This window comes from Arthrobacter sp. MYb227 (assembly GCF_002975435.1).
Lineage (GTDB): Bacteria > Actinomycetota > Actinomycetes > Actinomycetales > Micrococcaceae > Paeniglutamicibacter.
Genome location: NZ_PCPT01000006.1, coordinates 36,630 through 59,254, shown reverse-complemented (window position 1 = coordinate 59,254; position 22,625 = coordinate 36,630). Strand labels below are relative to the sequence as shown.

The 22,625-nt window shown below is 55.5% G+C and carries 18 protein-coding genes; 11 read left to right on the top strand and 7 right to left on the bottom strand.

All coding sequences use genetic code 11. From position 1 onward, the window contains the following. The first annotated feature begins 10 nt into the window (after positions 1–10). Together CQ018_RS13090 and CQ018_RS13085 are read left to right on the top strand one after the other, a co-directional pair. Positions 11–3,475, top strand: coding sequence for a bifunctional RecB family nuclease/DEAD/DEAH box helicase (locus CQ018_RS13090; RefSeq protein WP_105550454.1), 3,465 nt, complete (start codon positions 11–13; stop codon positions 3,473–3,475). Between the two features lie 13 nt (positions 3,476–3,488). After that, positions 3,489–4,475: an aldo/keto reductase gene (locus CQ018_RS13085; RefSeq protein WP_105550453.1), complete on the top strand. Its 987-nt coding sequence runs from the start codon at positions 3,489–3,491 to the stop codon at positions 4,473–4,475. Between the two features lie 6 nt (positions 4,476–4,481). Here CQ018_RS13085 and CQ018_RS13080 read toward each other — a convergent pair whose 3' ends face one another. Next, the gene (locus tag CQ018_RS13080) at positions 4,482–5,789 is read right to left on the bottom strand and encodes a polysaccharide deacetylase (protein ID WP_105550452.1); all 1,308 of its coding nucleotides are present in this window, start codon (positions 5,787–5,789) and stop codon (positions 4,482–4,484) included. A 148-nt stretch (positions 5,790–5,937) separates the two neighbouring features. Between CQ018_RS13080 and CQ018_RS13075 the strand changes: the two genes are divergently transcribed. The 5 genes from CQ018_RS13075 to CQ018_RS13055 are packed head-to-tail and all read left to right on the top strand — an operon-like array spanning position 5,938 to position 12,469. Then, positions 5,938–7,395 carry a DUF3375 domain-containing protein gene (locus tag CQ018_RS13075; RefSeq protein ID WP_105550451.1) on the top strand — a complete coding sequence of 486 codons (1,458 nt, stop codon included), beginning with the start codon at positions 5,938–5,940 and terminating at the stop codon, positions 7,393–7,395. After that, on the top strand, positions 7,392–8,051 hold the full coding sequence (locus tag CQ018_RS13070; RefSeq protein WP_105550450.1) for a DUF4194 domain-containing protein: 660 nt from the start codon (positions 7,392–7,394) through the stop codon (positions 8,049–8,051). Before CQ018_RS13075 ends, CQ018_RS13070 begins: the two co-directional genes overlap by 4 nt. Next, positions 8,048–11,371, top strand: coding sequence for an ATP-binding protein (locus CQ018_RS13065; protein WP_105550449.1), 3,324 nt, complete (start codon positions 8,048–8,050; stop codon positions 11,369–11,371). The genes CQ018_RS13070 and CQ018_RS13065 overlap by 4 nt, the downstream gene beginning before the upstream one ends. 37 nt (positions 11,372–11,408) lie before the next feature. Continuing rightward, on the top strand, positions 11,409–11,894 hold the full coding sequence (locus tag CQ018_RS13060; protein ID WP_258142604.1) for an RNA polymerase sigma factor: 486 nt from the start codon (positions 11,409–11,411) through the stop codon (positions 11,892–11,894). Beyond that, the gene (locus CQ018_RS13055; RefSeq protein WP_105550447.1) at positions 11,891–12,469 is read left to right on the top strand and encodes a methylated-DNA--[protein]-cysteine S-methyltransferase; all 579 of its coding nucleotides are present in this window, start codon (positions 11,891–11,893) and stop codon (positions 12,467–12,469) included. Before CQ018_RS13060 ends, CQ018_RS13055 begins: the two co-directional genes overlap by 4 nt. An 88-nt stretch (positions 12,470–12,557) precedes the next feature. Here the strand turns inward: CQ018_RS13055 and CQ018_RS13050 are convergent, their stop codons facing one another. From CQ018_RS13050 to CQ018_RS13040, 3 genes are all read right to left on the bottom strand, one after another. After that, on the bottom strand, positions 12,558–13,121 hold the full coding sequence (locus CQ018_RS13050; RefSeq protein ID WP_219844058.1) for a DUF6434 domain-containing protein: 564 nt from the start codon (positions 13,119–13,121) through the stop codon (positions 12,558–12,560). 263 nt (positions 13,122–13,384) lie between these two features. Next, positions 13,385–15,880, bottom strand: coding sequence for an ABC transporter permease (locus tag CQ018_RS13045; protein WP_146111904.1), 2,496 nt, complete (start codon positions 15,878–15,880; stop codon positions 13,385–13,387). A 72-nt stretch (positions 15,881–15,952) separates the two neighbouring features. Next, positions 15,953–16,705, bottom strand: a complete 753-nt coding sequence (locus CQ018_RS13040) for an ABC transporter ATP-binding protein (protein ID WP_105550445.1) — start codon at positions 16,703–16,705, stop codon at positions 15,953–15,955. Between the two features lie 141 nt (positions 16,706–16,846). On the opposite strand from CQ018_RS13040, the gene CQ018_RS13035 reads away from it, so the two are divergent. Next, positions 16,847–17,371 carry a VanZ family protein gene (locus CQ018_RS13035; RefSeq protein ID WP_181149878.1) on the top strand — a complete coding sequence of 175 codons (525 nt, stop codon included), beginning with the start codon at positions 16,847–16,849 and terminating at the stop codon, positions 17,369–17,371. A 112-nt stretch (positions 17,372–17,483) separates the two neighbouring features. Here CQ018_RS13035 and CQ018_RS13030 read toward each other — a convergent pair whose 3' ends face one another. Together CQ018_RS13030 and CQ018_RS13025 are read right to left on the bottom strand one after the other, a co-directional pair. Beyond that, on the bottom strand, positions 17,484–18,398 hold the full coding sequence (locus tag CQ018_RS13030) for a cation diffusion facilitator family transporter (protein ID WP_105550443.1): 915 nt from the start codon (positions 18,396–18,398) through the stop codon (positions 17,484–17,486). After that, the gene (locus CQ018_RS13025; protein ID WP_105550574.1) at positions 18,398–18,787 is read right to left on the bottom strand and encodes a metalloregulator ArsR/SmtB family transcription factor; all 390 of its coding nucleotides are present in this window, start codon (positions 18,785–18,787) and stop codon (positions 18,398–18,400) included. The genes CQ018_RS13030 and CQ018_RS13025 overlap by 1 nt, the downstream gene beginning before the upstream one ends. Before the next feature lie 70 nt (positions 18,788–18,857). On the opposite strand from CQ018_RS13025, the gene CQ018_RS13020 reads away from it, so the two are divergent. Then, positions 18,858–19,454, top strand: a complete 597-nt coding sequence (locus CQ018_RS13020; protein ID WP_105550442.1) for a DNA-3-methyladenine glycosylase I — start codon at positions 18,858–18,860, stop codon at positions 19,452–19,454. Beyond that, a complete protein-coding gene (locus CQ018_RS13015) occupies positions 19,451–20,365 on the top strand; it encodes an AlkA N-terminal domain-containing protein (protein WP_105550441.1) in 915 nt (304 codons plus the stop codon). The genes CQ018_RS13020 and CQ018_RS13015 overlap by 4 nt, the downstream gene beginning before the upstream one ends. A 33-nt stretch (positions 20,366–20,398) precedes the next feature. Here CQ018_RS13015 and CQ018_RS13010 read toward each other — a convergent pair whose 3' ends face one another. Then, positions 20,399–21,067: a heme oxygenase (biliverdin-producing) gene (locus CQ018_RS13010; RefSeq protein ID WP_105550440.1), complete on the bottom strand. Its 669-nt coding sequence runs from the start codon at positions 21,065–21,067 to the stop codon at positions 20,399–20,401. Between the two features lie 456 nt (positions 21,068–21,523). Between CQ018_RS13010 and CQ018_RS13005 the strand changes: the two genes are divergently transcribed. Further along, positions 21,524–22,624 (top strand): hemin ABC transporter substrate-binding protein, encoded by a 1,101-nt coding sequence (locus CQ018_RS13005; RefSeq protein ID WP_105550439.1) that lies wholly within the window; start codon positions 21,524–21,526, stop codon positions 22,622–22,624. The last annotated feature ends 1 nt before the right edge of the window (position 22,625 follow it).

The window sequence follows — 22,625 nt, the reverse complement described above, 5'->3', positions numbered from 1 at the left end:
CGCCCGCATCGTGTTTTTCCTCGATCAAGACCTGATCTACTCAGCCAGTGACCTCGTAACAGCAGCAAGCTGCGAATTCACGTCGTTGAGTAAGCTCGATGAACGCCTCGGCCGAAGTAAGACCGCCACGGCCGAGACCGATGAAATGCTTGAACGCACAGCAGAACTCGGAGATATTCACGAACACAAGGTCCTAGATTCGTTACTTGCCAAATTTGGGGAGCATGACCCTGCCACCGGGCGCGGGGTGAAGATCCTGCAGGCGGGAGTGCGTGGCAACAAGGACTCATTGCACCAAGCCCAGCAAGAAACCCTTGATGCGTTACATGCCGGTGCCGATGTTGTCTTCCAAGCTACGTTCTTTGATGGGGAATTCGTTGGCTTTGCCGACTTTTTGATCCGCGAGGAAGATGGCTCCTATGCGGTATGGGACACCAAGCTTGCTCGCCATGCACGAGTCACTGCACTCTTACAGCTTGCAGCATATGGGGATCAGTTGATAGCCGCGGGCATCAGAGTCTCCCCCCTCACCACCTTGGTGCTGGGCGACAATGAGCATTCAGAACACCACATGCATGAACTTCTTCCAGTGTTTAGGGATCGCCGCGAACGCTTCAAAACACTGATCAAGGCACACCAGAGACAGGACCTGCCGGTAGCGTGGGGACAGGCCGGAGTCACGGCTTGTGGTCGCTGCGATTATTGCTCGGCCCAGGTTGAGGCAACCCATGATCTACTACTTGTGGCGGGAATGAGCACCACCAAACGCAAGAAGCTCATGGAATCGGGGATCACCACCATCCACGAGCTTGCAGAACAAATTACCCAACCTCAAGACCCTAATTTCAGGCTTGCCGAACAGGCACGCATGCAGCTGGGTCTCGGCGAACGAGATGGAGTCGTACGCGGGGTCGGCTACAAGGTTTCTAAGACCCAAACAATTTCCCGACTCCCGGAGCCCAACCCCGGAGACATCTTTTTCGATTTTGAGGGCGACCCGCTCTGGCAGGACCCCTTTGATGATTCGTGGGGACTTGAATACCTATTTGGTTCCATTGAGATTGATACCGGTGAGCCAGTGTTTAAACCGTTCTGGGCGCATTCCCGTGCGCAGGAGCGTACAGCTTTTACCGATTTTGTGAACTATGTCGAGGCTCGCCGGGCAATATACCCGGGAATGAAGGTCTACCACTATGCTCCCTATGAAAAGAGTGCCTTGCGTAATCTCTCGTTGCGCCACGTGGTCAATGAGGACGTTATCGATCAATGGCTACGCGACGGATTGCTCGTTGATCTCTATGACACGGTGCGCCACTCACTAATGATTTCCGAACGTTCCTACTCCATTAAGAAGCTTGAACCGCTCTACATGGGTGAGCACTTACGCGGCGGGGACGTGAAGGATGCCGGAGCCTCGGTGGTTGCCTACGCCAAGTATTGCGATCAATTGGAAATCGATACAGTGGAGGCCGGACGCACCCTCGAATCAATTAGCGACTACAACGAATACGATTGTCTCTCCACATTGCGCCTACGCGATTGGCTCATGAGCCTAGTTCCGCATGTACCACGTACCGAGTGGGTTGAAGAAACACCTCTTCCCGATATTGATGAGATTGAACCCAGCGCAGAGGAAATAGCACTGCGCACCTATCTTGAGGCCCTGCCACAAAACCGCGCGCTGACCAATGATGAACGAGCAATCGCCATGGTTGCCGCGGCAACCGGTTATCACCGTCGGGAAGCCAAACAATTCTGGTGGGAACACTTTGACAGGCTCGACCAGCCTTTTGAATCCTGGGCGGATACCCGCAATGTATTTGTTGTTGATGATGCGCAGATTCTTGAAGACTGGCATAAGGCCTCTGCTCGTGCCCGGGTTGAATCCCGGCTGACTGAACTACACGGAACCATGGCCGAAGGCTCAGATTTCAAGGTGGGCTCGAGTTGGTTCGCGATGTATGCGCACCCACTGCCGCCCGAGCTTGAACCCTCGATGGCAGATCGTTCGGGACTTTTCAACGCGACAATCAGCGAAAACGATGATCGTTTTGTCATTACCGAAAAATCAAACACCAAGGTTTCTCCCTTTGGGAACCTGCCGGTAGCCCTCACCCCAGACCAGCCAATCAATACAACCTCGCTACGTGAATCATTGGCCGAACTTGCCCGCACAGTTGGTGGCACTTTGCCTTCCCTACCGAAACATCCGGGCTTAGATATCCTGCGTAAGGCAGCACCGCGTTTTAGCACGCTTTCAGGTCCCCCGGTTCCACAGGAAATCAACGGGCTCAAGAACTTCGTTCCGGCAATCGTTGAGGCATTAAACGACCTTGACCATTCATATCTTGCGGTTCAGGGCCCCCCGGGCACCGGTAAAACCTTTGTCGCTTCCCATGTAATAGCCGCACTTGTTAAACAGGGTTGGAAGATTGGTGTTGTTGCCCAGTCCCACGCGGTTGTAGATAACGTGTTGGAAAAGGCAATCACCGGAGCCGGAGTGTATCCGGAGCAGGTAGCCAAAAAACAAAAGGTAGGAGATAAGACCCAGGTTCCGTGGGCTGGAACCACCGATGATGCTATCGAAAGATTGCTCAATGGTGAGGAGGGTGCACTGATTGGCGGTACCGCGTGGACCATGACCGGCAAACGGGTTCCCGAAGGTTCCCTGGATCTATTGGTCATCGATGAGGCAGGACAGTATTCGCTGGCAAACACTTTGGCCGTCTCGCGTGCAGCAAAGCGCTTGTTGTTGCTAGGCGATCCGCAACAGCTCCCGCAGGTCACCCAGGGCTCCCACCCACAGCCCGTTGATGAGTCAGCTCTTGGCTGGCTCAGCGCCGGACACCCCACGCTGCCCAAGGACCTTGGTTATTTCCTAGCCGATTCGTGGCGTATGCACCCCGAGCTGTGCCAAAAGGTCTCGGCGCTTAGCTATGAGTCGAAACTTCAATCTGCGGCAGCTGCTGCAACTCGATCACTCTCCGAGGTACCCGCGGGTGTTGAAACAGTTTTGGTTGAGCATCACGGAAACACTACCCAATCCCTTGAAGAGGCCGCCGAGATCATCAATCAGGTACGTGCTCATGTGGGCTTGATGTGGATTGCTGGTGAAGGCATTGCACAGCGCGAGTTGCGTGCCGAGGACATCTTGGTGGTCGCCGCATACAACGCCCAGGTAAATCTATTGCGCCAAGAACTCGACGCCGCGGGTCTTGAAGACGTGAGGGCCGGAACCGTTGATAAGTTCCAGGGCCAGGAAGCACCGGTGGTCTTGGTGTCAATGGCGTGTTCATCTGCAGATGATGCCGCTCGCGGTATCGAATTCTTACTCAACCGCAACCGCATTAATGTTGCGGTATCTCGTGGTCAGTGGCGTGCTGTGATCGTTCGTTCCCCACGGCTAACGCATTTCCTTCCCACAAATCCCGCAGCCTTTTCAGAACTTGGTGCGTTCCTCGCCCTCGGCTCATGATAGAAGTAAGGCTATGACTTCACGCATGTTAGCTGGCCAGAGTGTAAATCCGTTGGGTTTTGGAGCGATGAACATCGTTCATGGTTATTCAAGCTTTCCCACACCTCAGGTAGCAGGCCGGCTCTTGAACGAAGTCTTAGATTCTGGTGTCGACCACATCGACACAGCAACACTCTATGGGGCCGGGCGTAGCGAGGAACTCATCGGTGAGTATCTAAAAACCCGTCGAGACGAGTACTTCTTGGCATCCAAGGGCGGCTTATCGTTAGTTGAGGGACGAGGCAAGATCGATGGCCGCCCCGAAACGATCCATGCCCAGATCGACGCATCCTTACAACGTTTACAGACCGATCGCATCGACCTGTACTACCTACATCGACTTGACCCCGAGATTCCGGTGGAAGAATCGGTTGGCGCACTGGCCCAGGCCGTGAGCGCAGGAAAGATTGGCGGGATTGGGCTTTCGGAAATCTCCGCCAAGACCCTGAACAGGGCTCATGCCATACACCCCATTGCTGCTGTGCAAAATGAATACTCGCTAGCTACCCGCAACCCAGAAATCGCCTTGATCGATACTTGTGCGCAGCTAGGTACCGCGTTTGTCGCCTTCAGCCCGCTCTACCGTGGGTATCTCACAGGAAACTTACGCGACATTGCAGGGCTCCCAAAAACCGACATGCGTCATTTCATGCCCCGCTTCAGTAGCGAAAACTATCCCGGTAACCTCAAACTCGTTGACCAGCTCACGACTCTGGCTACAGCGTGGGGAACCACAGCCGCAGCATTGTCGTTGGCCTGGGCACTGGCTCAAGGCGAACACATTCATATCATTCCAGGAACCAAGAACTCTGCCCATCACCAAGAAAACATGGGAGCCCAAACAGTATCTTTGGACGCCGCTCAGCTCGCCAAGGTTGGTGCGCTGATCAACCAGAACACGATCCTTGGCGACAGGTACAACTCACACCAACAAAAAACGGTTGAAAGCGAAGAGTTCTAGAACTTCTTATTTGGGTCGGGCCGGGTCAATGACCTTCTTGACGTCAAAGAAGGTCTTGAGCACCGGACGATCCCCACGCTTTTCCTTGGCGAATTGTAGGCCATCGAGGTTGATGCGCGCCTGACGCAGGTAGCCATCGCCCTTTTGCATCCATGCCGTTGTGGTTCCATCAACACCGTAGAAGAAGTCGAATCCGTCCTTCTTAAGCATCTCGTACTTGGTGCCCGAGTATTTCTCTACCCGGGCAATGTCGGCACCGAAGGGGTAAATGAACTGATCGGTGTCACCAATGATGGGACGGACCTCATCGTCCCAAAGTTTCATGTCATTCTTCACGCGTGCCACCGGGCTCTTGCCCATATCAATGTGGCCCCAGGCGTGTGAGGCAAAAACCCATCCGGTGTTCTTCATGGCATCGGCTACCTCGGTTGCCGTGGCAATGTCCTTTGCCATGTTCTTGTTATCCGGGTATTGACTCTTCGAGGTGCGGTATCCAAGCACACCGTTATAACCAGTCAACGCGATGATCCCCTTGGCTCCTCGGTAGGAGAAGTCCGGGTGCTTTTCAACAAAGTCATCGATCAACGGCACCATGTCATAGGAACCCAGCATTGTCTTGCCCTTGGCATCTATGTACTGATTGGTGACCTTCCCATTCTCATCAAGCAGAAGCTTGGAGGGGAACCCATCACCATCCATGTACTCGTAGTAGCTCACGTCGTCTTCGGAGAGGACGATGGGAGTCTTGCCCTTGGGAAGATGGATCTTCTGGTAAACCATCTTGCCGTTCCTATCCAACCCGGCAATATCTGCCGGATTCACCAGAACAAAGTCACGGGCGTAGAGCTCTGCAATGATCTTGTTGAACTCATCCATGGTCACCATGTAATCCAAATACCCCTGTTGGCGGTCATCCCCATCAAAGGCACGCTTGGGATCTACCACCAAGGAGTGAAAGAACAGGTGGGAAATCTTTGAATTATCTTCCCAAACAACCGTCTTGGCTTGATCTGCTTTAATGTCTTCGCGTGCGGTTTCAACCTTCTCACCGCTTGCACCTTCCAGCACCTTCAGCGCACCAACGTAGTCATAGCTACCTGCCAACGCATTTGCCTGGGCCAGCACCTGGGTCTCATCGGGGGCAGTCGATTCCTCGGGTGCGGCAGAAGGATCGGCAGCTGAAGCGTCGGTGCTTGTTTGCAGTGAAATCGGTAGACTTCGCTCCGGTGCTGGTGAACCGGTTGCCGAGCAACCAGAAAAGACCAGGGAGCAAGCAGCAATCACTGCCGCTGCAAGATATTTACGTTTCGGCATCGGTGTTCCCCTTGTCCACGGCACGGCAGGACCACCGCGTGTTGGTCACTGGTTCGGTGCAAACGACCCTACAGTGTCGCGCTACATCAATTAAACGGCTCGCCGATGGACTAGGATTGTTTAGTTCAACCCCCGCAAAAGGACCGTGATGCGAACTACCCACCAGGCGAGCCCGTTGTGGAGTCAGACGCAACAATTTAGGTCATCCGCGGCCTGGAAGTTGCTCTCCGCAGCCCCGTGGGCTGTTGCCTTCCTGCGCGCCGAATTTACCAGCGCCAAGCCTCGCATCGGACTAGAAATTTTCCATGCCTCGCTAGAATCTTTCCTTAAGGTGGTGCGCACCGAGGATCCCTCATTCAACGATTCCACGAGCGCCGCACAATACGCCGATGTTTGGGTGAAAAACCAGTTTCTGGCCCGCCCGCTTGTCGATGGACATTTTGTGTACGAACCCACGGCACAGACCGCGCGTGTACTGAAATTTCTTGCCGACTTCTCCGGAGATCGCACCAACCTCAACTCTTCGCGGCTAAACACCCTGCTGGTGTCCCTTGAATCCTTGGCACATGAAACAGACCCGGATCCCGAGGCACGTATCCGCGCCCTGGAAGCAGAGATTGCTCAACGTGCAGAAAAGATCCAGGCATTACGTGATGGCACCTCCCCTGCCGTTTTGCCCAAGGAAGGCGCGCTTGCCGCAACCCGATCGGTGTTGGATATGGCTTCCGGGCTGCCCGCTGATTTCAAGCGCATGCGCGATGGAGTCCAGGAAATGCTCCATGCCCTTCGCGGGGAGATCATGGAATCCTCGTCGGTCAAGGGCGTTGCCGTAGGTGCGGTGCTCGAGGGCGATAAGCAATTACGCAGCACCCCACAGGGTGAAACGTTCCGTGGCTTCACCGAGTTCTTGAACTCCCCCGAGGCGCAGATTCGTTTCCGTGAGGCAGTCAATGAGGTCCTCGAACGCGACTTTGTTGATGCCTTGGACGCCCAAGAACGCCACACGCTTGCCAATCTCTTGCGCGAACTACGCCGCCAAGCCTCGGAAGTGCATCAGTCCTACGGCAGGCTTTCGGAGTCACTGCACGCCTATGTGCAATCCGAAGAGTTTAAGGAAGCCGCTGTATTGCGTGAGGCGGTGCGTGCCGCCGAGCGTGTGGTTGCTTCCTCACGAGCACTGCATTCGCGCAGCTTAGTGGCCCCACTGAAGCTTTATAGCCCACGTTTCACTTCGATTGCCGGGCTGGGTATTTATGATCCCGATGAGCATGTAGCACCACCTAAGCTTGCCGCTCCTCCAGAACTTTCGGTTGCCGATATTCGGCGCACTCCCAGCACGCCGGGACCCGATATCCCGGTGCTGGACAGCGCAATTACCGCGGCCCGTGCCGCAGTTGGCTCCGATGCATCACTGAGTGCTATCTACAACACCCTCGATGATCGTCACAAGCACCTCAATACAATCCGCTACCTGATTGAGGCGGCCCGGCTCTCCGGGGACGATCCGGATGAAACACGCTTTGAAGAAATCACGTTCACCCAGGTTGACGGCAGCACGCGTACCGCCCTGGTGCCAGCCATCAGCTTCACTAAGGACCATGCATGAGTACTCAGCTTCCCGACGGCGCTATTGCCGAACGCCGCCTCTTCGAGGGCGACACCGGATCGTTTGACCTGCAGCTACGCCAATTACTTGTCAGGCTATTGCGCGGCCCCTACCTCGACGGCGTTGCCGAGCCACGCCTCTGGCAGCTGGTGCTTGATAGGCGTGCCGAAATTGCTGCCTACGTTGCGGAGATCTTCCTGAAACTCGAGATTGATCAGACCCGGAAGATTGCTTTGCTGTCCCCGGTTTCTATTGAGGCCCCCCATACAACCGCCATTGCCCCGCGCCGGGCACTGAAGCGTGAAGAAACGTTGCTGGCATTGCGCCTACGTTTGCTGCTCGAACGTCATCAGGGTACCGGTACCGATGCGGTGATTACCCGTGAGGCGAGCCGCGAAATCCTTGTGGAACACCGTGCCCCGGGGGATACCGACGATAAGAAACTTGAAGAAACCACCGATGCTGCACTCGCCCGGTTGCTGAGCCTCAAGCTCATTCTGCCCACCGAGTTAGAGAACGAGTACAAAGTTTCCGGTGCCTTGGCTCTGGCATTGCCCTTTGCCACCATCGAAGAAATCCCCGAATACATTGCCGCAATCGAGCGCGTGGGCACCGATGACACCGAAGAACTTGAGTTGGAGACCGAAGACGTATGAGCATCGAAATGACCCTGCCGCTCTCCGATGCACTGAATGCCGGCCAGCACCGGCTCACCCAAATCCAGGTCATCAACTGGGGTACCTTCCACGGACGCCACACCCTGTATGTTGACCGCGCCGGAACCCTGCTCACCGGTCACCCCGGGGTGGGTAAGTCAACGCTCTTTGACGGTATTGGGCACATCTTTTATGCTGCCCCACGGCTTAACGAATCCGCGCACGAGGCCTCAACCCGCAAGGACCGGCGTACCACCTACTCGTATATGCGTGGGCGTCGTTTTAAGACAGAGGCTGGCACGCTCTACCAGCGTCCCGGGGCCACCTGGAGTGCCATCGCGCTGGTCTACGAAGACGGGTTGGGTTCCTCCGTATGCATTGGAGCAATCTTTGACCTGCCTGCCAACGGCCTTGAGGGGCAGGTTGGCAAGCACTATGTCATGGGCAACCGGGTACTTGATACGGCTGCCCTCGAAGACCACGGGGCCAGGCGCTTCACGCCTTCCTCGTTGCAAAAATCATTGCCCGGCTTTGAGGCATTTGATGTGCATAAGGCGTTTGCGGAGAAATTCCGTCGCCGTCTGGGCATAGATAATGACAAGGCATTCTCGCTATTGCGCACCCTGCAAAACGGTAAGGGCCTTGACCGCGGCGTCAACCAGTTCTTCCGCTACGAGGTCCTAGAAATTCCGGCCACCATGAAGGCCGCGTCCGGAGCCATCGAAGACTTCTCCCACCTGCGCGGGATTCACCGCCAGCTCGAGGAGGCCCGTGCCCAGCGTGACGCGCTTGCCAATGTTCCCGAGCAAAAAATGCGCCATGAGGAACTGAGCAAGGAACTGTCCAAACTCAATACGCTGGTGGGTACCCAGCTACCCGCCTTTGGTGCACAGCTTGCCACCCGTGCGCTGCGTAGCGAAACCGAACAGCTTTCCGCTGCAGTTGAGAAAAACGCGGCTCTCATTGAGGAATCCACTGCCCGCAAGCAGGTGTTGGATACCAAGATTGCCTCGCTGAATGAACAGCTTGAGGCCGGTGGTGGTGCCGGTCTTGCCGCCCTTGAACGCGAGGCCGAGGCCGCTCGCAAATCCCTTGCCGATCGTGAAGCGGTGCTACGCACGCTGCGCTCGGATTTTGAATCCGCCGGGCTTTCCTTTAGTTTCACGGCTTCAGGGCTCCAAGCAATGCGCCGACAGGCCGCCGTCAGTGCGGAGAACCTCTCCTCGATTGCCAAGGATGCGCGCACCATGGAGTACGAGGCCATGGCGAATGTCATGAACCTCAAGGATCGGATCTCCAAGCTCAAGCTTCAGATCGATTCCTATGCCAAGCGTGGCTCAAATATTGATGACCGTTCTATTGCGGCGCGGCGTGCCATTGCCGCGACCACGAAGCTGGACATTGAGGATTTGCCGTTTGCCGGTGAACTGATCGATCTGTCCCCCGCTCACGGTCCGTGGCGTCCGGCTGCCGAAAAGGCGCTGCGTTCCCTGGCCACCACCATTTTGGTGCGCGGTGAAGACCTGAAATCGGTAACCCACGCGATCGATACGCTTTCCGGTTTGGGAAGAATTCGCTGGAACGATATTTCAAAGACTCCACGCGAGGTAACCCCGGGTCCAGGGGATCTGGTGGGCAAGCTAGATTTCAAGCATTCGGATGCCGGTATCTGGCTGAGGGCCAAAATTTCCGCCGATTACCCGTTGGTGTGTGTTGAATCGGATGCCGGGCTGCACATTCACGACAAGGCAATCTCGCTGGCAGGAACCATCAAGACCGGTGCCGGAAGCTTTGAACGCGATACCCGCTCGGTTGCCGCCTCCGATTATCTATTGGGCTTCACCAATGCTGAAAAGATCTCCGAGCTAGAGGCAAAGCTCGAGTCTTTGGAAGCCGAGCTGACGCGCATCGAAGATGTGGCAAATGATCGTTCGGCTGCCAAGGACCAACTCTCGGCAAAGCTTGCCCTGCTGGGCACCTTGGCATCGGATGAGCGTACCTTTGCCTCCCTTGATGCTTCAGGTGCCCTTGCCACGCTGCAGGACCTTGAGGCACGTATGGCCGAGGCCCTTGCAACCTCCGGAGACCTGTCACCGGTGCGCCGTGCTTTGGAATCCGCCCGGGTTGAGCTCGAAGAATGCGTCGGAACCCTTGCGGTTGCCCGCGCCGAAGCAAAAACGCTTGCAGTTAGCCTTGAGAAAGCGACTACAGCACTGCGTGCTGCAAAGGTCCGTGATTCGGCAACCGAGGAATGGGCAAGTGAGCTCTTGGCCGCCAGCGAGCAGTTGGCCCCGCTGATCACCAGGCTCGAAGAGGGCCACCGCGTGGAAACCGCCGAACTTGAGGCGGCACTGAATGCCCTGGCCTTGACGCTTTCGGAATCCGGTGCCGAACTCAAACGCGAAACCTACACCCTTGAGGCGGCGCTGAAGGATACCTTCAAGGCTTTTGCCCGTGAGTTTGGTAATTCGGCCGCCGTCAGCTTTGGCACAGGTGTTGAGGCCGCGGAACATTATGTTGCGCTGCACCAGGGAATCATCGAGGAGGGGCTGCCGCAGCACGAAGAAGAATTCCGCGAGTATTTCTCCAACCGTTCCTACGAACGTTTCTCAGATCTCTTGCAGCTATTGGAAGAGGAACGCCGACAGATTGCCGAACGCATTTCTCCGCTGAACCAGATTCTTGCCGATGTACCTTTCGAGCATGGGTCCAAGCTTGCCCTCGAGGTCAAAACGACGGTTCCCGATGAGGCGCGTGCCTTCCGTCAGGCCCTCAAGGAGGCCTTGGCCGGGGCATATTCTTCACGCGGTGCCGGGGCGCTGAGCGAGAGCTACAAGGCACTCGAATACCTTGTGGATTCCCTCGATGATCCCTCGCGTGCCGCGTGGCGTGACACCGTGCTTGATGTGCGCCAGCACGTGACAATCAGCTGTAACGAGCACAAACCAAATGGTGAGTTGGAAACCGGTCTGGAACCCGGAACTCTCTCCGGTGGTGAGGGACAGCGTTTCACCTCGTTTATTATGGGTGCCGCGCTTGCCTACCAGTTGGGCTTTGCCTCGGCCGGTTTCACCGCCTATGGCACCGTGATGATCGATGAAGCGTTCATTCAGGCCAACTCCGAGTACGCTGCCGCAGGCATTAACGCGCTGCAGGAATTCGGGTTCCAGCTGCTGCTTGCCGCGCCGGAGGACAAGATCGATCTTGCCCGCCATTTGGGTTCGGTTACCGATATCATCAAGCACCCGGGCTCGAATGTCTCAGGTTTTGTTGAGTCGGGCCGCTCGCCTGCCGTGGCAACAACAATTATTTTGCGCTAACACCTCACAGATCGAGTCTCGGGTACGTTTACCTAGTGTGGAGATAAAAACAAACCCGCCCTTCGATCTAGTAGTGCGGGATCACGGCCCGGCAGTATTGCGCATGTGCTCGGCGCTGCTGGGTCCCGGACATGATGCCCAGGATGCTTGGAGCGAAACGTTCCTTGCCGCCCTACGGGCATATCCGCAGCTTGCCGTGGGGGCAAATCTGCAGGCTTGGCTCATCACTATTGCCAAGCGCAAGGCAATTGATGCGTTGCGCACCAAGCATCCGATTCCTGTGGAGTCCTTGCCCGAACAAGAAGCATCCGTCGATGGATTCGACGATCTTGAGCTGCTCGAATCCTTACACTCGTTGACCGAGCTACAGCGCAAGGTCATTGGGTATCACTACTTACTTGGTTTCCCGTATGCGGATATTCCCGCATTCTTGGGTGGAACTGCTACCTCATTGCGGCGTGCCGCGGCAGATGGAATCAAGACCCTACGCAAAGAACTCACCAATTCTAAGGACCTGTCATGAGTGAACTTGCCATGCATGAAATGAATCTTCTCGCACAGAAACTGGCAGAACGCGCCGCGGCAGAGGGATTGATCGATGTTTCTTACAGACTGCTCGATTCGCCGCTGGGTCAGCTGATGCTCGCAAGCACGGAACGTGGCATGGTGCGTGTTGCCTTTGCCGCGGAAGGCTTTGACGCGGTTCTTGGCGTGTTGGCTGACAAGGTGGGGGTGCGTATCTTGCATCGAGCAGCCCCGCTGGATGATGCCGCAACACAGCTCGATGAGTATTTTGCGCACTGGCGCACCCACTTTGACTTGGGCTTGGACCATCAGCTTTCCAGTGGCTATCGGCTTGAAGTGCAGCTTGCGCTACCGAAAATCGAGTATGGGCACACCATGAGCTACAAGGAAATGGCTGCACTGACCGGACGCCCGGCAGCGGTGCGTGCGGTGGGAACCGCGTGCGCCACAAACCCGCTGCCGATCATTGTTCCGTGCCACCGGGTGTTGCGCAGCGATGGATCCCTTGGTGGATATTTGGGTGGGTTAGAAGCCAAGCGGGTTCTACTGGATCTTGAAAAGGCTTCCAGCTAAATAAGGTTGCGAGCCCAGCACAGTCGATGACCTGCACATTGTCCAGGCTCGTTTGAGGTACCGTCCTGATTGAGCTTTTAAGCCCGAACTAAATACGACCGCGCCGATCGATTGGCGTGTCTCGATATGCGCGCCAGTCTGCCAAGAGTTCATCACGCGAACCATCCGGGTATTTCTTGTGCCAGCCACGTGTAAACCGGTTGTACTCGAACTGGCTATCGATACTCTTGCTGCCCTGGTTTCGGGTTGCATGGAAATGATCAAGTGCATCTTGCATCGTCGTTGTACCGTCAGACTGCACGAAAAAATCTCGCACTTCAGCATCAAAATGGAAGCTTGGCCCAAGCTTCTCAAGCATCCATGCTCGTACGACTTGGCTAGAACGCTGGCCCACGGGAATGACCGTTGTGTGCGAGAGCGGGGCCGAGAGTTGCCGTCCTTGTGCGCGACGTGTGGGCATTGGTTCTTCAAACCGTCTCCCCGCCAGAGCTGCTCCGATTCGCGCTGTAAGAAGCTCCTTGTTCCCGGTAGCACGCACGGCGATCTCACGTGCGAAGGTTTCTAGTTCGGCTTTCAGCCAATACCAGCGCAGAAACTCGTATTCCGAAATTGCAGTCGTTAGATGAGGCCGCGAGGCCGGCGTAGAAGTCACCGAACAACCTTAGCGTTCGAAAGCGCTTTTCAACTCACCACCATCCCTGATACCACGGGTAGAAATGCTCCGACCGTCCACCCAGCGGCACACGCTTATTCAAGGTCCCGCACCGCGGGCGCGATTCTCCCCCCCACGGCCATCAGCAATCAACGAGCGGGCGAAATAACCGAGCATTTTACCCACATTCATTAAACCAGCGCGGGGCAGATACCCTCTTCAAGGAAGTATCTGCCCCGCGCCGAACCATGTGTAGCTAGTACTTATTCGCTGGCTAGTCCCTGTACCGGGGCCAGCTTGGCGGCACGCCGCGCCGGAACCACCGAGGCGGCAAGCGCCGCAACCACCGATACGGCGATCACGCCGGCAAGCTGTAGCCACGGGATCGAGATGCTCATGGCACCGAAGGCACCCATAACCGATTGCGCACCCAATAGTCCGTAGACCGAGCCGAGTACTACGCCCAGCAGCGCGGCGACCCCGCCGATCAGAACTGCTTCGGTTGCAAGCATCTTCTTGAGCTGCCCGCGAGTCAGCCCAAGGGCACGCAGTAGCGAGTTCTCGCGCGTGCGTTCGAGTACCGAAAGGCTCAGCGTATTTGCGACACCAATTAGCGCGATCAATACCGCGACCGCCAGCAGACCCGAAACGATCATCAGCAGCATATCGATCACGGTGTTAAACATTTGTTTCTCCATGACACCGCCACCCACCGCGTATTCCTCAACATTTAGTGCCGAGGCAATATCCGACTGCAAGGTGCGTAGATCCGCGCTACTCAGTGAATCATCGACCTTCAACCACAGGATGGATCCTGCATTAATACCCATTTCCTTGGACACATTGGCTGGGGTGATTCCCAACTTTTGTTCGGCAGTATCCCAACCAACGACAGGCTGCAGGGAGTTGCTCTCGGAGATGAGCATTTTCAGCTCTGCCTTGGTCCCGGTCTCAGCACCATCTTCGTTGTATCCGGCACGAACGCTCATGGTCTTGCCGTCGTTGCCGCCACTGACCAAGACCTCGCCAACACCGGGAACCTGATTGGTGCTGTTGAGCACCGTCTTGAGGTTTTGCGGATCGGTAGCAAAGACTTCTTGCCCGCTCGCGGAGGAACCTACCCGGGTCAGCTCGGCGAGCGACTCAACACCCTTGAGCTGCTTGACCTTCTGCAGCTGGTCCGCGTTGTATTCCTTGGACATGCCGTAGTCAATGACCTCGACGTCCACCAGGTATTCGCTACCCAAGGCCTCGTTCAAGGAGGCCTTGGCCGTTTGTGCACCGACCATCATCATTGATACAAGCGTGACACCAATAAGCAAAGCGGTGGCAGTTGCGGTCGTACGTCCGGGGTTGCGCACCGCGTTGAGGCTTGCCAGCTTGCCCGGAACTGTGCCACCAGAGGTCAACGAACCAATCGCCGAAACTGTCTTGGGTAGGAAGAGCGATCCCAGCATCAGCACACCGGGGAAGGAAAGCATACCGCCGCCAAAGGCAATCAGGATATCTCCCTTGATTGCACCGTACGCGAGTGCCGCGGCACCGCTGAGTACCAGCAGCAAACCGAAGACGATGCGGATCTTGCCCGCCTTGTTGCTGACCGTTGCGTCATCGGCCGGACGCAGTGCCGCCAATGGCGCCACCGACATGGCCTTGCGAGCCGGAACCCACGCGGCGATCAGCGTAATAAGCGTTCCGGCAAGGATTGGAACAATAATCGCTTGTGGGCTCACGGCGAGCACGGCGAACGACATTTCCGGGACAGTCGCGGCAAGAATGGCGATCAGCCCGGCCATGATACCGGTGGCCAGCAGCACACCTGCGGCGGAGGCGATGAGTCCTACCAACAACGCCTCTATAAGTACCGAGGAGCGAATCTGTTTGCGCAGGGCACCGAGGGTACGCATGAGGGCTAGCTCGCGGGTACGTTGTGCGATCAGTACGGCGAAGGTGTTCATGACCACCAGCCCGGTGACTACCAGGGCGATCAGTGCGAAGACCAGCAGCACGATGGTGAGCTGATCTTCACCGCCAGAGAACGTCGCAATGTCCTGGGTAATCTGTTCGTCGGCGGTGTTGACGTTGAGATGCTTCAGGCCCGTGGCTTCAAGCGCTGTGGCAAGTGATCCCTTGAGCGTTTGCAGGTTGGTCCCTGCATCGGCGGCCACAATGATGTAGTCAAAGGAGGTTTCGTCGCCGCCGGAGAATGTCTGGAAGAGTGCAGGAACCACACTTAGGTTCATGACCGAACCGGTCATTGGGTCGTTGGAGGAGGCAGTGATTCCGGAGACTTTAACTTCGCGGCTAATCTCTTTGTCTTCGCTGGTGGTGCTTTGAAGATTCAGCACATCTCCGATGGAGATGTTGTATTCCTTGGCGTACGTGGCGTCAACGGTTACCTGTTCTCCGTTGCTCGGTAGCGCTCCTGTTTCAAGCACCGTGGTGTTTAACCTGGCATCCGCCGGGTTCACCTGCATCACCGCGTAGTAGGTTTTGCTACCGGTGTTAACGCTTACGCCCAGTGTTTCGCCACCGTGGCTTGCCGAAACACCTGCGGTTCCTTCGACCGTCTTGAGCGCCTTGGCGCCAAGTGCGTAGGTCGATGACTTCTCATCGTCCCCGGCTTCTGCGGCTGCCGAGTAATCACCGGAAATCACGAGGTCTGCGGTGGAGTAGTTGGAACCGATACTGTTTTTCAGTGTTTCGGTGGCCGAGGCGTTGACCATGAGCGTCGCGGCGAGGAATGCTGTACCGATCATGACAGCTAGGGTCACGGCGATGAAGCGCCGCGAATACGTTCTGAGGTTGGCTAAAGCTAGCTGTAACAAGGGTTATGCACCCAACCCGGAAAGTGCCTGGGTGACGGATTCAACGGTTGGCTCTTCAATCTGGCCCACCAGTTGGCCGTCCTTCATCAGCAGCACCGTGTCTGCGTAGGAGGCTGCAACGGCGTCGTGGGTGACCATGATGATGGTCTGGCCCATTTCACGGGTTGAGGAACGCAGCAGCGAGAGCACTTCGGCCCCGGTACGCGAATCCAGGTTGCCGGTCGGTTCGTCACCGAAAACGACCTCGGGGCGAGTAAGCAGTGCGCGAGCCACGGCGACGCGCTGCTGCTGGCCACCGGAAAGCTCGTGGGGTTTGTGGTTAAGTCGGTCCTTCAGCCCTAGGGTGGCAACGATCGTTTCCAGCCAAGCCTTATCGTGCTTCTTACCGGCCAGGGCCAACGGCAGCAGGATATTTGCTTCGGCGGTGAGCGTGGGTACCAGGTTGAAAGACTGAAAGACGAAGCCGACCTTCTCCCGGCGCATCTTAGTCAGTGCATCATCATTCAGCTGTGAGATATCGGCTCCACCAATGACGATCTGGCCGCCATTTGCTTCGTCGAGTCCTGCCAAGCAATGCATGAGCGTGGATTTGCCCGAGCCCGAGGGACCCATAATTGCTGTGAATTTTCCGCGTGCAAAGGAAACGTCTACCCCGCGTAGGGCTTCAACTCGGGTAGTTCCTTCGCCATAAATCTTGGTCAGGCCGGTGGCGTAAACAGCGATATCGGTGCTGGTATGTGGTGCAGTAATGGTCATACCTCCACGTTATTCGGTGGCTGTATGCTTTCGGATCATCCGTAGGGCCCTACTTGGTGCATGCTCGGCTCATACCCGGGTATGAGACAGCAACTTCTCAGAATAGGCAGATAGTCTCATATACCTATGTTCTATTTCCCCGTGTCAACCGTTGCGATCCTTGTCAGCTTCGGTTTGTTTGCCGCTTTACTGATTCTGGGTTGGCTGATTTATCTGCTAAAGAACGGAAACCAGCGTGCCCTTCGTAGGGCCTTAGGCCTTTTCATTCCTCTTTGGTTCTTAGGTCTATGCATTGCTGTCCTTCCGGCTTCACCACAGCCTGACCCGTCCATCCCGGGTGGAACGTTTAATTGGATTCCATTCCTTGCTCATCGCGAACGAGATTTAGGCATTGAACTTGTTGCAAACTTTGGTCTTTTCGCTCCGCTGGGACTCATGCTTGCGTTTTATTGGCGCACGTATTCGGTAGGAAAGACCATGTTATTGTCCCTGGGTATCTCGTGTTCGATCGAGATAACTCAGTTACTGCTCAATAACAACCGTGCCGCCGACATTACCGACATCATTACCAATACGGCAGGTGCCACTATCGCGGCGGTGGCAGGATGGTTCGTTGTCCGGAAGGTTTCGCGAAGCCATACCCGAGATTTAGCTTTGCTCGGCTGATTCCTGGCGCACATTCGGTTATTTCCGAGCCCCCTTTGCATACCAGCCCCACTCAAGAAGGGGCTGGCATGCAAAGGGGTGGGAATATTCAACGTTACTCACGTTGTAAGTCTTAGTCGTGGCGTTGATGCTCCGGCGTTTGATGGCTGGAAGCCTCGATTTGGAATGTCGAATGTTCGATACTCACCTCAAAGTGCTCGGCAACGCAGGATTGTAATTCGCCCAGCATCGTGGCCGCAGCCCCATTATGGAAGGCCTCATCATCCACCACTATGTGTGCAGAAAGAATCGGTAGGTTCGTGGCAATCTGGCTTGCGTGAAGATCATGCACGGCAAGCACCAATGGGTGGGCTTCCAAATGTTCTCGCACGTTTTCCAGGTCCAATCCCTTAGGCGTGGATTCCAACAAAATATGGGTGGCTTCTCCCAACAACTTCAGGGCACGTGGGATGATCATTGCAGAAATGAGCATTGCCGCAATCGAGTCCGCTTGCATCCACCCCGTGGTTGTTATGACAATTGCGGAGACTATTACAGCTACAGATCCCAAGGCATCGTTGAGTACCTCAAGGAAAGCTGCGCGCATATTGAGGTTGTCGTCTTTGCCCGAGGCCAGAATCGCCAGCGAGGCGATATTTCCCAAAAGTCCGATGATGCCAAAGATCAGCAGTCCCCCGGCGGCAACTTCAGCTGGTTGAAATAGCCTGCGCGTACCGTCAATAAACGCATAGACACCCACTGCCAATAGCAACGAGGACTGCAATGTTGCAGAGAGCACCTCCGCCCGACGGAAGCCCCAGGTGCGTTTCGCCGTGGGCTTGCGCATGATCAAGGTTGCAGCCGTCAGGGCAAGTAGGAGACCCGTTGAATCGGTGAGCATATGCGCGGCATCAATGAGCAATGCCAGCGAATTTGTAAGAATCGCGCCAACGACTTCGGCAATCAGGATGGTGAAGGTAATCCCGAATGCCCAGGCAAGTTTTTTCCTGTTAGTAACTTGGGAACCGTGGTCATGATCGTGGCCCATTAAAGCGTGGCTCCTAATGTTGATTCGTTGCCATGGATCTCTGCGAAGTCGTGGGTATCCAACTCATGGCTCGAGCTAAGCCCGATGTAATGATTTGCGTCATCCAATAAGGCAAAAAGTAGTTGAGCGTTTGCCAGTGAGTACATGCTTGCCCTGCCCGCGGGCCGTGAAACCACTAGACCACAGTCGCGAAGGCACGAAAGATGCGCACTGACCGTGCTCTGAGCCAACCCAAGGTGATCGGTAAGCTCCTTGACCTTATGTTCGCCGCTGCGTAGATGCTCAAGGATCATCAATCGAGTGGGGTCTGCCAAGCCGTGGAATAGCGCCGCTGCTGGTGCATGGACTTCGGGTGTTTCTCCCGACCGTTGTCCCTCATATTCTATCATCGCCATTTAACGATGATAGCGCCAATGGGCGATAACCGCTACACCTTTGGACACATGGCAGGATTAGACCATGGAATCAGGAATCATCATTGGTGACGATAATCTGGCGCGCCCCGCATGGGCTGCTACCGATCTCATGATGCGGCAGTACTACGACACCGAGTGGGGCATGCCCGTGCATGATGAGCATGGCGTCTTTGAACGCTTAAGTCTTGAAGCATTTCAATCGGGATTGTCGTGGGCAACCATTTTGCGCAAGCGAGAAAACTTTCGTGCGGCATTCTCCGATTTTGATCCCGAGATCATTGCCGACTTCGATGAAGCCAAAGTAGAGGAACTATTAGGCAACGCAGGAATCATTCGCAATCGAGCCAAGATTCTGGCAACTGTCAAGAACGCCAAAGCGACCCTCGAGTTACGCGAAGACGGCGGTTTAGCCAATTTCGTCTGGTCTTTCAAGCCCGAGCAAACCCCCAGGCCACATTCCTTTGCACAGATTCCCACAACAAGCCAAGAGTCAATCGCGATGTCCAAGGCATTGAAAAAGCGTGGGTTCGCTTTTGTTGGTCCCACCACGATGTTTGCACTCATGGAGGCCTTAGGGATTGTTGATACGCACTTGCTGGGCTCGCACCGGCGTGGCACGTCGGGCATCTGGCCGGCATGAGCACACGTTTTCTCGAAGCGAATGGACTCATCGATCCGCGGCACATGATGCGCACCCTTGGCATCCACTCGATACCCACCCTAGACAGTCATGAGCCAGAAGCATTTCGGCACACTCGATTGATCACTGTGGCCTCTGAAATATATGCCGTAACACTGGAATTTGACCCCCAGGGAGTCAATTTAGCTTGCCCCTCAGCAGATACCAAAGCACTGGATCGGCTTGCTAGCGCCGTGCGCGCGTGGCTAGATTTGGATACCGATCTCAGTGGCATACAAGCGTGTTTCTCCACCGATCCAATACTTGGTCCACTCGTAACTGAACGCCCATGGTTACGACTGGTGGGATACCTCAATGGTTTCGAGGCAGCAGCCACCACGATCTTGGGCCAGCAGGTAACGCTTGCAGCCGGGCGAACCTTCGGGGCACGATTCGTTACTGCTTACGGGGCTACCGGACCAGACGGGTTCCGCGTATTTCCTACCCCCGAATCTGTAGTTAAGCCGGGAGTCGAGGTGCTTCGCGAAACCATCGGCCTGACGAAGACTCGCGCGGCCACGCTCTATCTCATGGCTCAAAGTTTCTCTAAGAAAAGCTTTTCTGGAACCGCGGAGATTCCATTGGATCGCTCAGAGTTACTAGAATTACGTGGAGTCGGACCTTGGACCGCCGACTATTTGCAGATGCGCGGCCGGGGTGACCCGGACGCGTTTGTACCCGGAGATCTCGTAGCCCGCCGGGCACTGAACAGAATGAGTGAACGAGAAGCATCCAATCTCGCAAAAGCCTGGACACCCTTTCGCTCCTATGCGATGGTTCAGTTGTGGGCATCAGATGACCGTCTCGAAAGCTTGAAAAAATCAAGGGTGGGATCACGAAGCGTTACCAGACTCCGTGATTCCACCCCTTGAATCACCGGCGAAACTGGAATTCACCGGTGACTCTTATGCCGACAGCAACGCCGACTGCTGTGATTGGGTGAGCAAATCCCTAAACAGCGCCTTATTAAGCACGAATCCCTTCGCAGCCTCTTCGAGCAGGGCATCAGCCCGACCCGAGGTCACTGCATAGTCATTGAGCTTCCCGCGGTACTCATCCTTATATGGCTTGTACTTATCAATGCCCTCGAAACGCCACATACTCAATGCATCTTGCGATACCGCATAGTGTCGCTCCACGAGGCGCCCAATGATCTGACCTCCTGAAAGATCACCTAAGTAGCGCAGGTAGTGGTGTGCTACGAGCCGCGCCGGGTCTTTGGCTGCTTCATGAATCTGCCTCACATACTCGAGAGTTCCATTAAGTGCCCTAGGAATCTCCGTAAATCCGTGGAGAGGCAACAACAGTGCAAGGTCATCCTGAATTCGCTTCGATCGTTCCAATCGAAGATCAAAAATTGGTGCCAGCTCCGGGTCCGTGACCAAGGCACGTACTTCGGCCTCAAGCGCACTATAAATATAGGTGTACTGCGAAAGAAGCAGAACGTAATCCCGCGACGTTCGCGAACCATTCATCAGGGTTGTGATGAACTCACTATTTTCTGCCTCACTATGGTCTGTCTGTGTTACTTCTTTGAGCTGCGTAGAAAAAAGCTTCTCTTCTGCTGACATCATTTCCCCTGAGCTTGAGCGATTTATCTAAAGTTACCCTAACCTTACCAATATAAATAACGACAGGTACTAAGTGCCTAATAAATCTCGATCACCCGCACCACTGCTCATCCAGCACCCGGAGCCTTCGAAAGTCTCATTAAAATACTTAAAGAGCTGGTCAAACGCACCTCTATCCAGACTTTAGCGGGTGAAAGTGGTCAAAAGGGCGTCCGCATGTGAGGGCACATTCGGCTTAACTCAGAAAGCTTCCAAGGTAAATCAGGACACTCCCCTCCCCAGAACCTCCACTCAAGGCTCAATAATTTGCACATGCTTGCCTTCGTTAAGTTAGACTCCTGAAGTTAGGCTACCTTTACCTTACTGTTTGTCGCGGGCGCTCTACTGCTCGCAAGGCGTTTTGGAATACCTGGCCATCTTGATCTAAAGCTCTCTCGAAGGAAGAAATTGCGCGCCACCATGTTTCGACACCGGACTCACCGAGCACTAGCGGTGGCCACGCTGCTGGCAACAATGTTGGTGGGCTGCTCATCTTCGTTAGAAGCCGAAGCCACAGGCCAAGGCAAAGCCCTGAGTAGTGCAACACTTATTGATAATCCTAAGAACTATGAGGGCCCCTCAACAGCGTTGTTAGCTTCCGCAGTGCTAGACCCCGTGGCAAATAATCCCGAAGTAAAGCTGCCGGTCACCGTGACGGACGCTCAGGGCACCAACGTGACAATCACTGATGTTTCCCGCATCCTACCCATCGACCTATATGGGACTTCATCGCGCATCGTTTTCGATTTGGGTCTGGGCAAAAATGTTGTGGGGCGCGATGTTTCCTCAGATTTTGAAGAGATCAAGGACCTCCCGCTCGTTACGCACAACGGTCACGAATTAAATGCCGAATCCATCCTCGAGTTGGCTCCCTCGGTGATAATCACCGACTCCTCACTCGGGCCATGGGACGTGGTCTTGCAGATGCGCGAGGCCGGCATCCCGGTATTCGTGGTGGACTCGCACCGCAGCCTCGAGAACTCGGATGAGATGATCACTCAGATCGCTGATGCACTCGGCGTTCCCGAACAGGGAGCGAAACTTGCCGAACGAACCACCAACCAGGTCACGGCCATCACCGAGCAAATCTCGGAGATTACTCCCCAAGGTAACGATCGCCTTCGCATGATTTTCCTTTACGCTCGCGGGCAATCAGGGGTTTACTACCTTTTTGGTGAGGGCTCCGGAGCAGACTCACTCATCACCTCAATCGGTGGCATAGATGTAGCTAGTGACATCGGTTGGAAAGGCATGCGCCCGATGACAGACGAGGCACTAGTAGAGGCAGCTCCCGATCTGGTCATCATGATGTCCAGCGGCCTCGAATCTGCCGGCGGTGTAGAAGGAATCAAAACGAGCGTTCCGGCTCTAGCTCATACTCCGGCAGGTGCCAAGAATCGCATCGTGGACATGGCAGACTCCGATGTTCTAAGCTTTGGTCCCAACTCCGCGGGTATCCTCGAAGCGCTATCCGTGGCCGTGTATGCACCAGCTGAAACAACCACCGACGGAGCTCAGTAGT

Bases quoted from the DNA above. Each gene is read 5' to 3' on its own strand.
- CQ018_RS13085 (WP_105550453.1), top strand. From the start codon at position 3,489: ATGACTTCACGCATGTTAGCTGGCCAGAGTGTAAATCCGTTGGGTTTT.
- CQ018_RS13080 (WP_105550452.1), bottom strand. From the start codon at position 5,789: ATGCCGAAACGTAAATATCTTGCAGCGGCAGTGATTGCTGCTTGCTCC.
- CQ018_RS13075 (WP_105550451.1), top strand. From the start codon at position 5,938: ATGCGAACTACCCACCAGGCGAGCCCGTTGTGGAGTCAGACGCAACAA.
- CQ018_RS13070 (WP_105550450.1), top strand. From the start codon at position 7,392: ATGAGTACTCAGCTTCCCGACGGCGCTATTGCCGAACGCCGCCTCTTC.
- CQ018_RS13065 (WP_105550449.1), top strand. From the start codon at position 8,048: ATGAGCATCGAAATGACCCTGCCGCTCTCCGATGCACTGAATGCCGGC.
- CQ018_RS13055 (WP_105550447.1), top strand. From the start codon at position 11,891: ATGAGTGAACTTGCCATGCATGAAATGAATCTTCTCGCACAGAAACTG.
- CQ018_RS13045 (WP_146111904.1), bottom strand. From the start codon at position 15,880: ATGATCGGTACAGCATTCCTCGCCGCGACGCTCATGGTCAACGCCTCG.
- CQ018_RS13040 (WP_105550445.1), bottom strand. From the start codon at position 16,705: ATGACCATTACTGCACCACATACCAGCACCGATATCGCTGTTTACGCC.
- CQ018_RS13030 (WP_105550443.1), bottom strand. From the start codon at position 18,398: ATGGGCCACGATCATGACCACGGTTCCCAAGTTACTAACAGGAAAAAA.
- CQ018_RS13025 (WP_105550574.1), bottom strand. From the start codon at position 18,787: ATGATAGAATATGAGGGACAACGGTCGGGAGAAACACCCGAAGTCCAT.
- CQ018_RS13020 (WP_105550442.1), top strand. From the start codon at position 18,858: ATGGAATCAGGAATCATCATTGGTGACGATAATCTGGCGCGCCCCGCA.
- CQ018_RS13015 (WP_105550441.1), top strand. From the start codon at position 19,451: ATGAGCACACGTTTTCTCGAAGCGAATGGACTCATCGATCCGCGGCAC.
- CQ018_RS13010 (WP_105550440.1), bottom strand. From the start codon at position 21,067: ATGATGTCAGCAGAAGAGAAGCTTTTTTCTACGCAGCTCAAAGAAGTA.
- CQ018_RS13005 (WP_105550439.1), top strand. From the start codon at position 21,524: ATGTTTCGACACCGGACTCACCGAGCACTAGCGGTGGCCACGCTGCTG.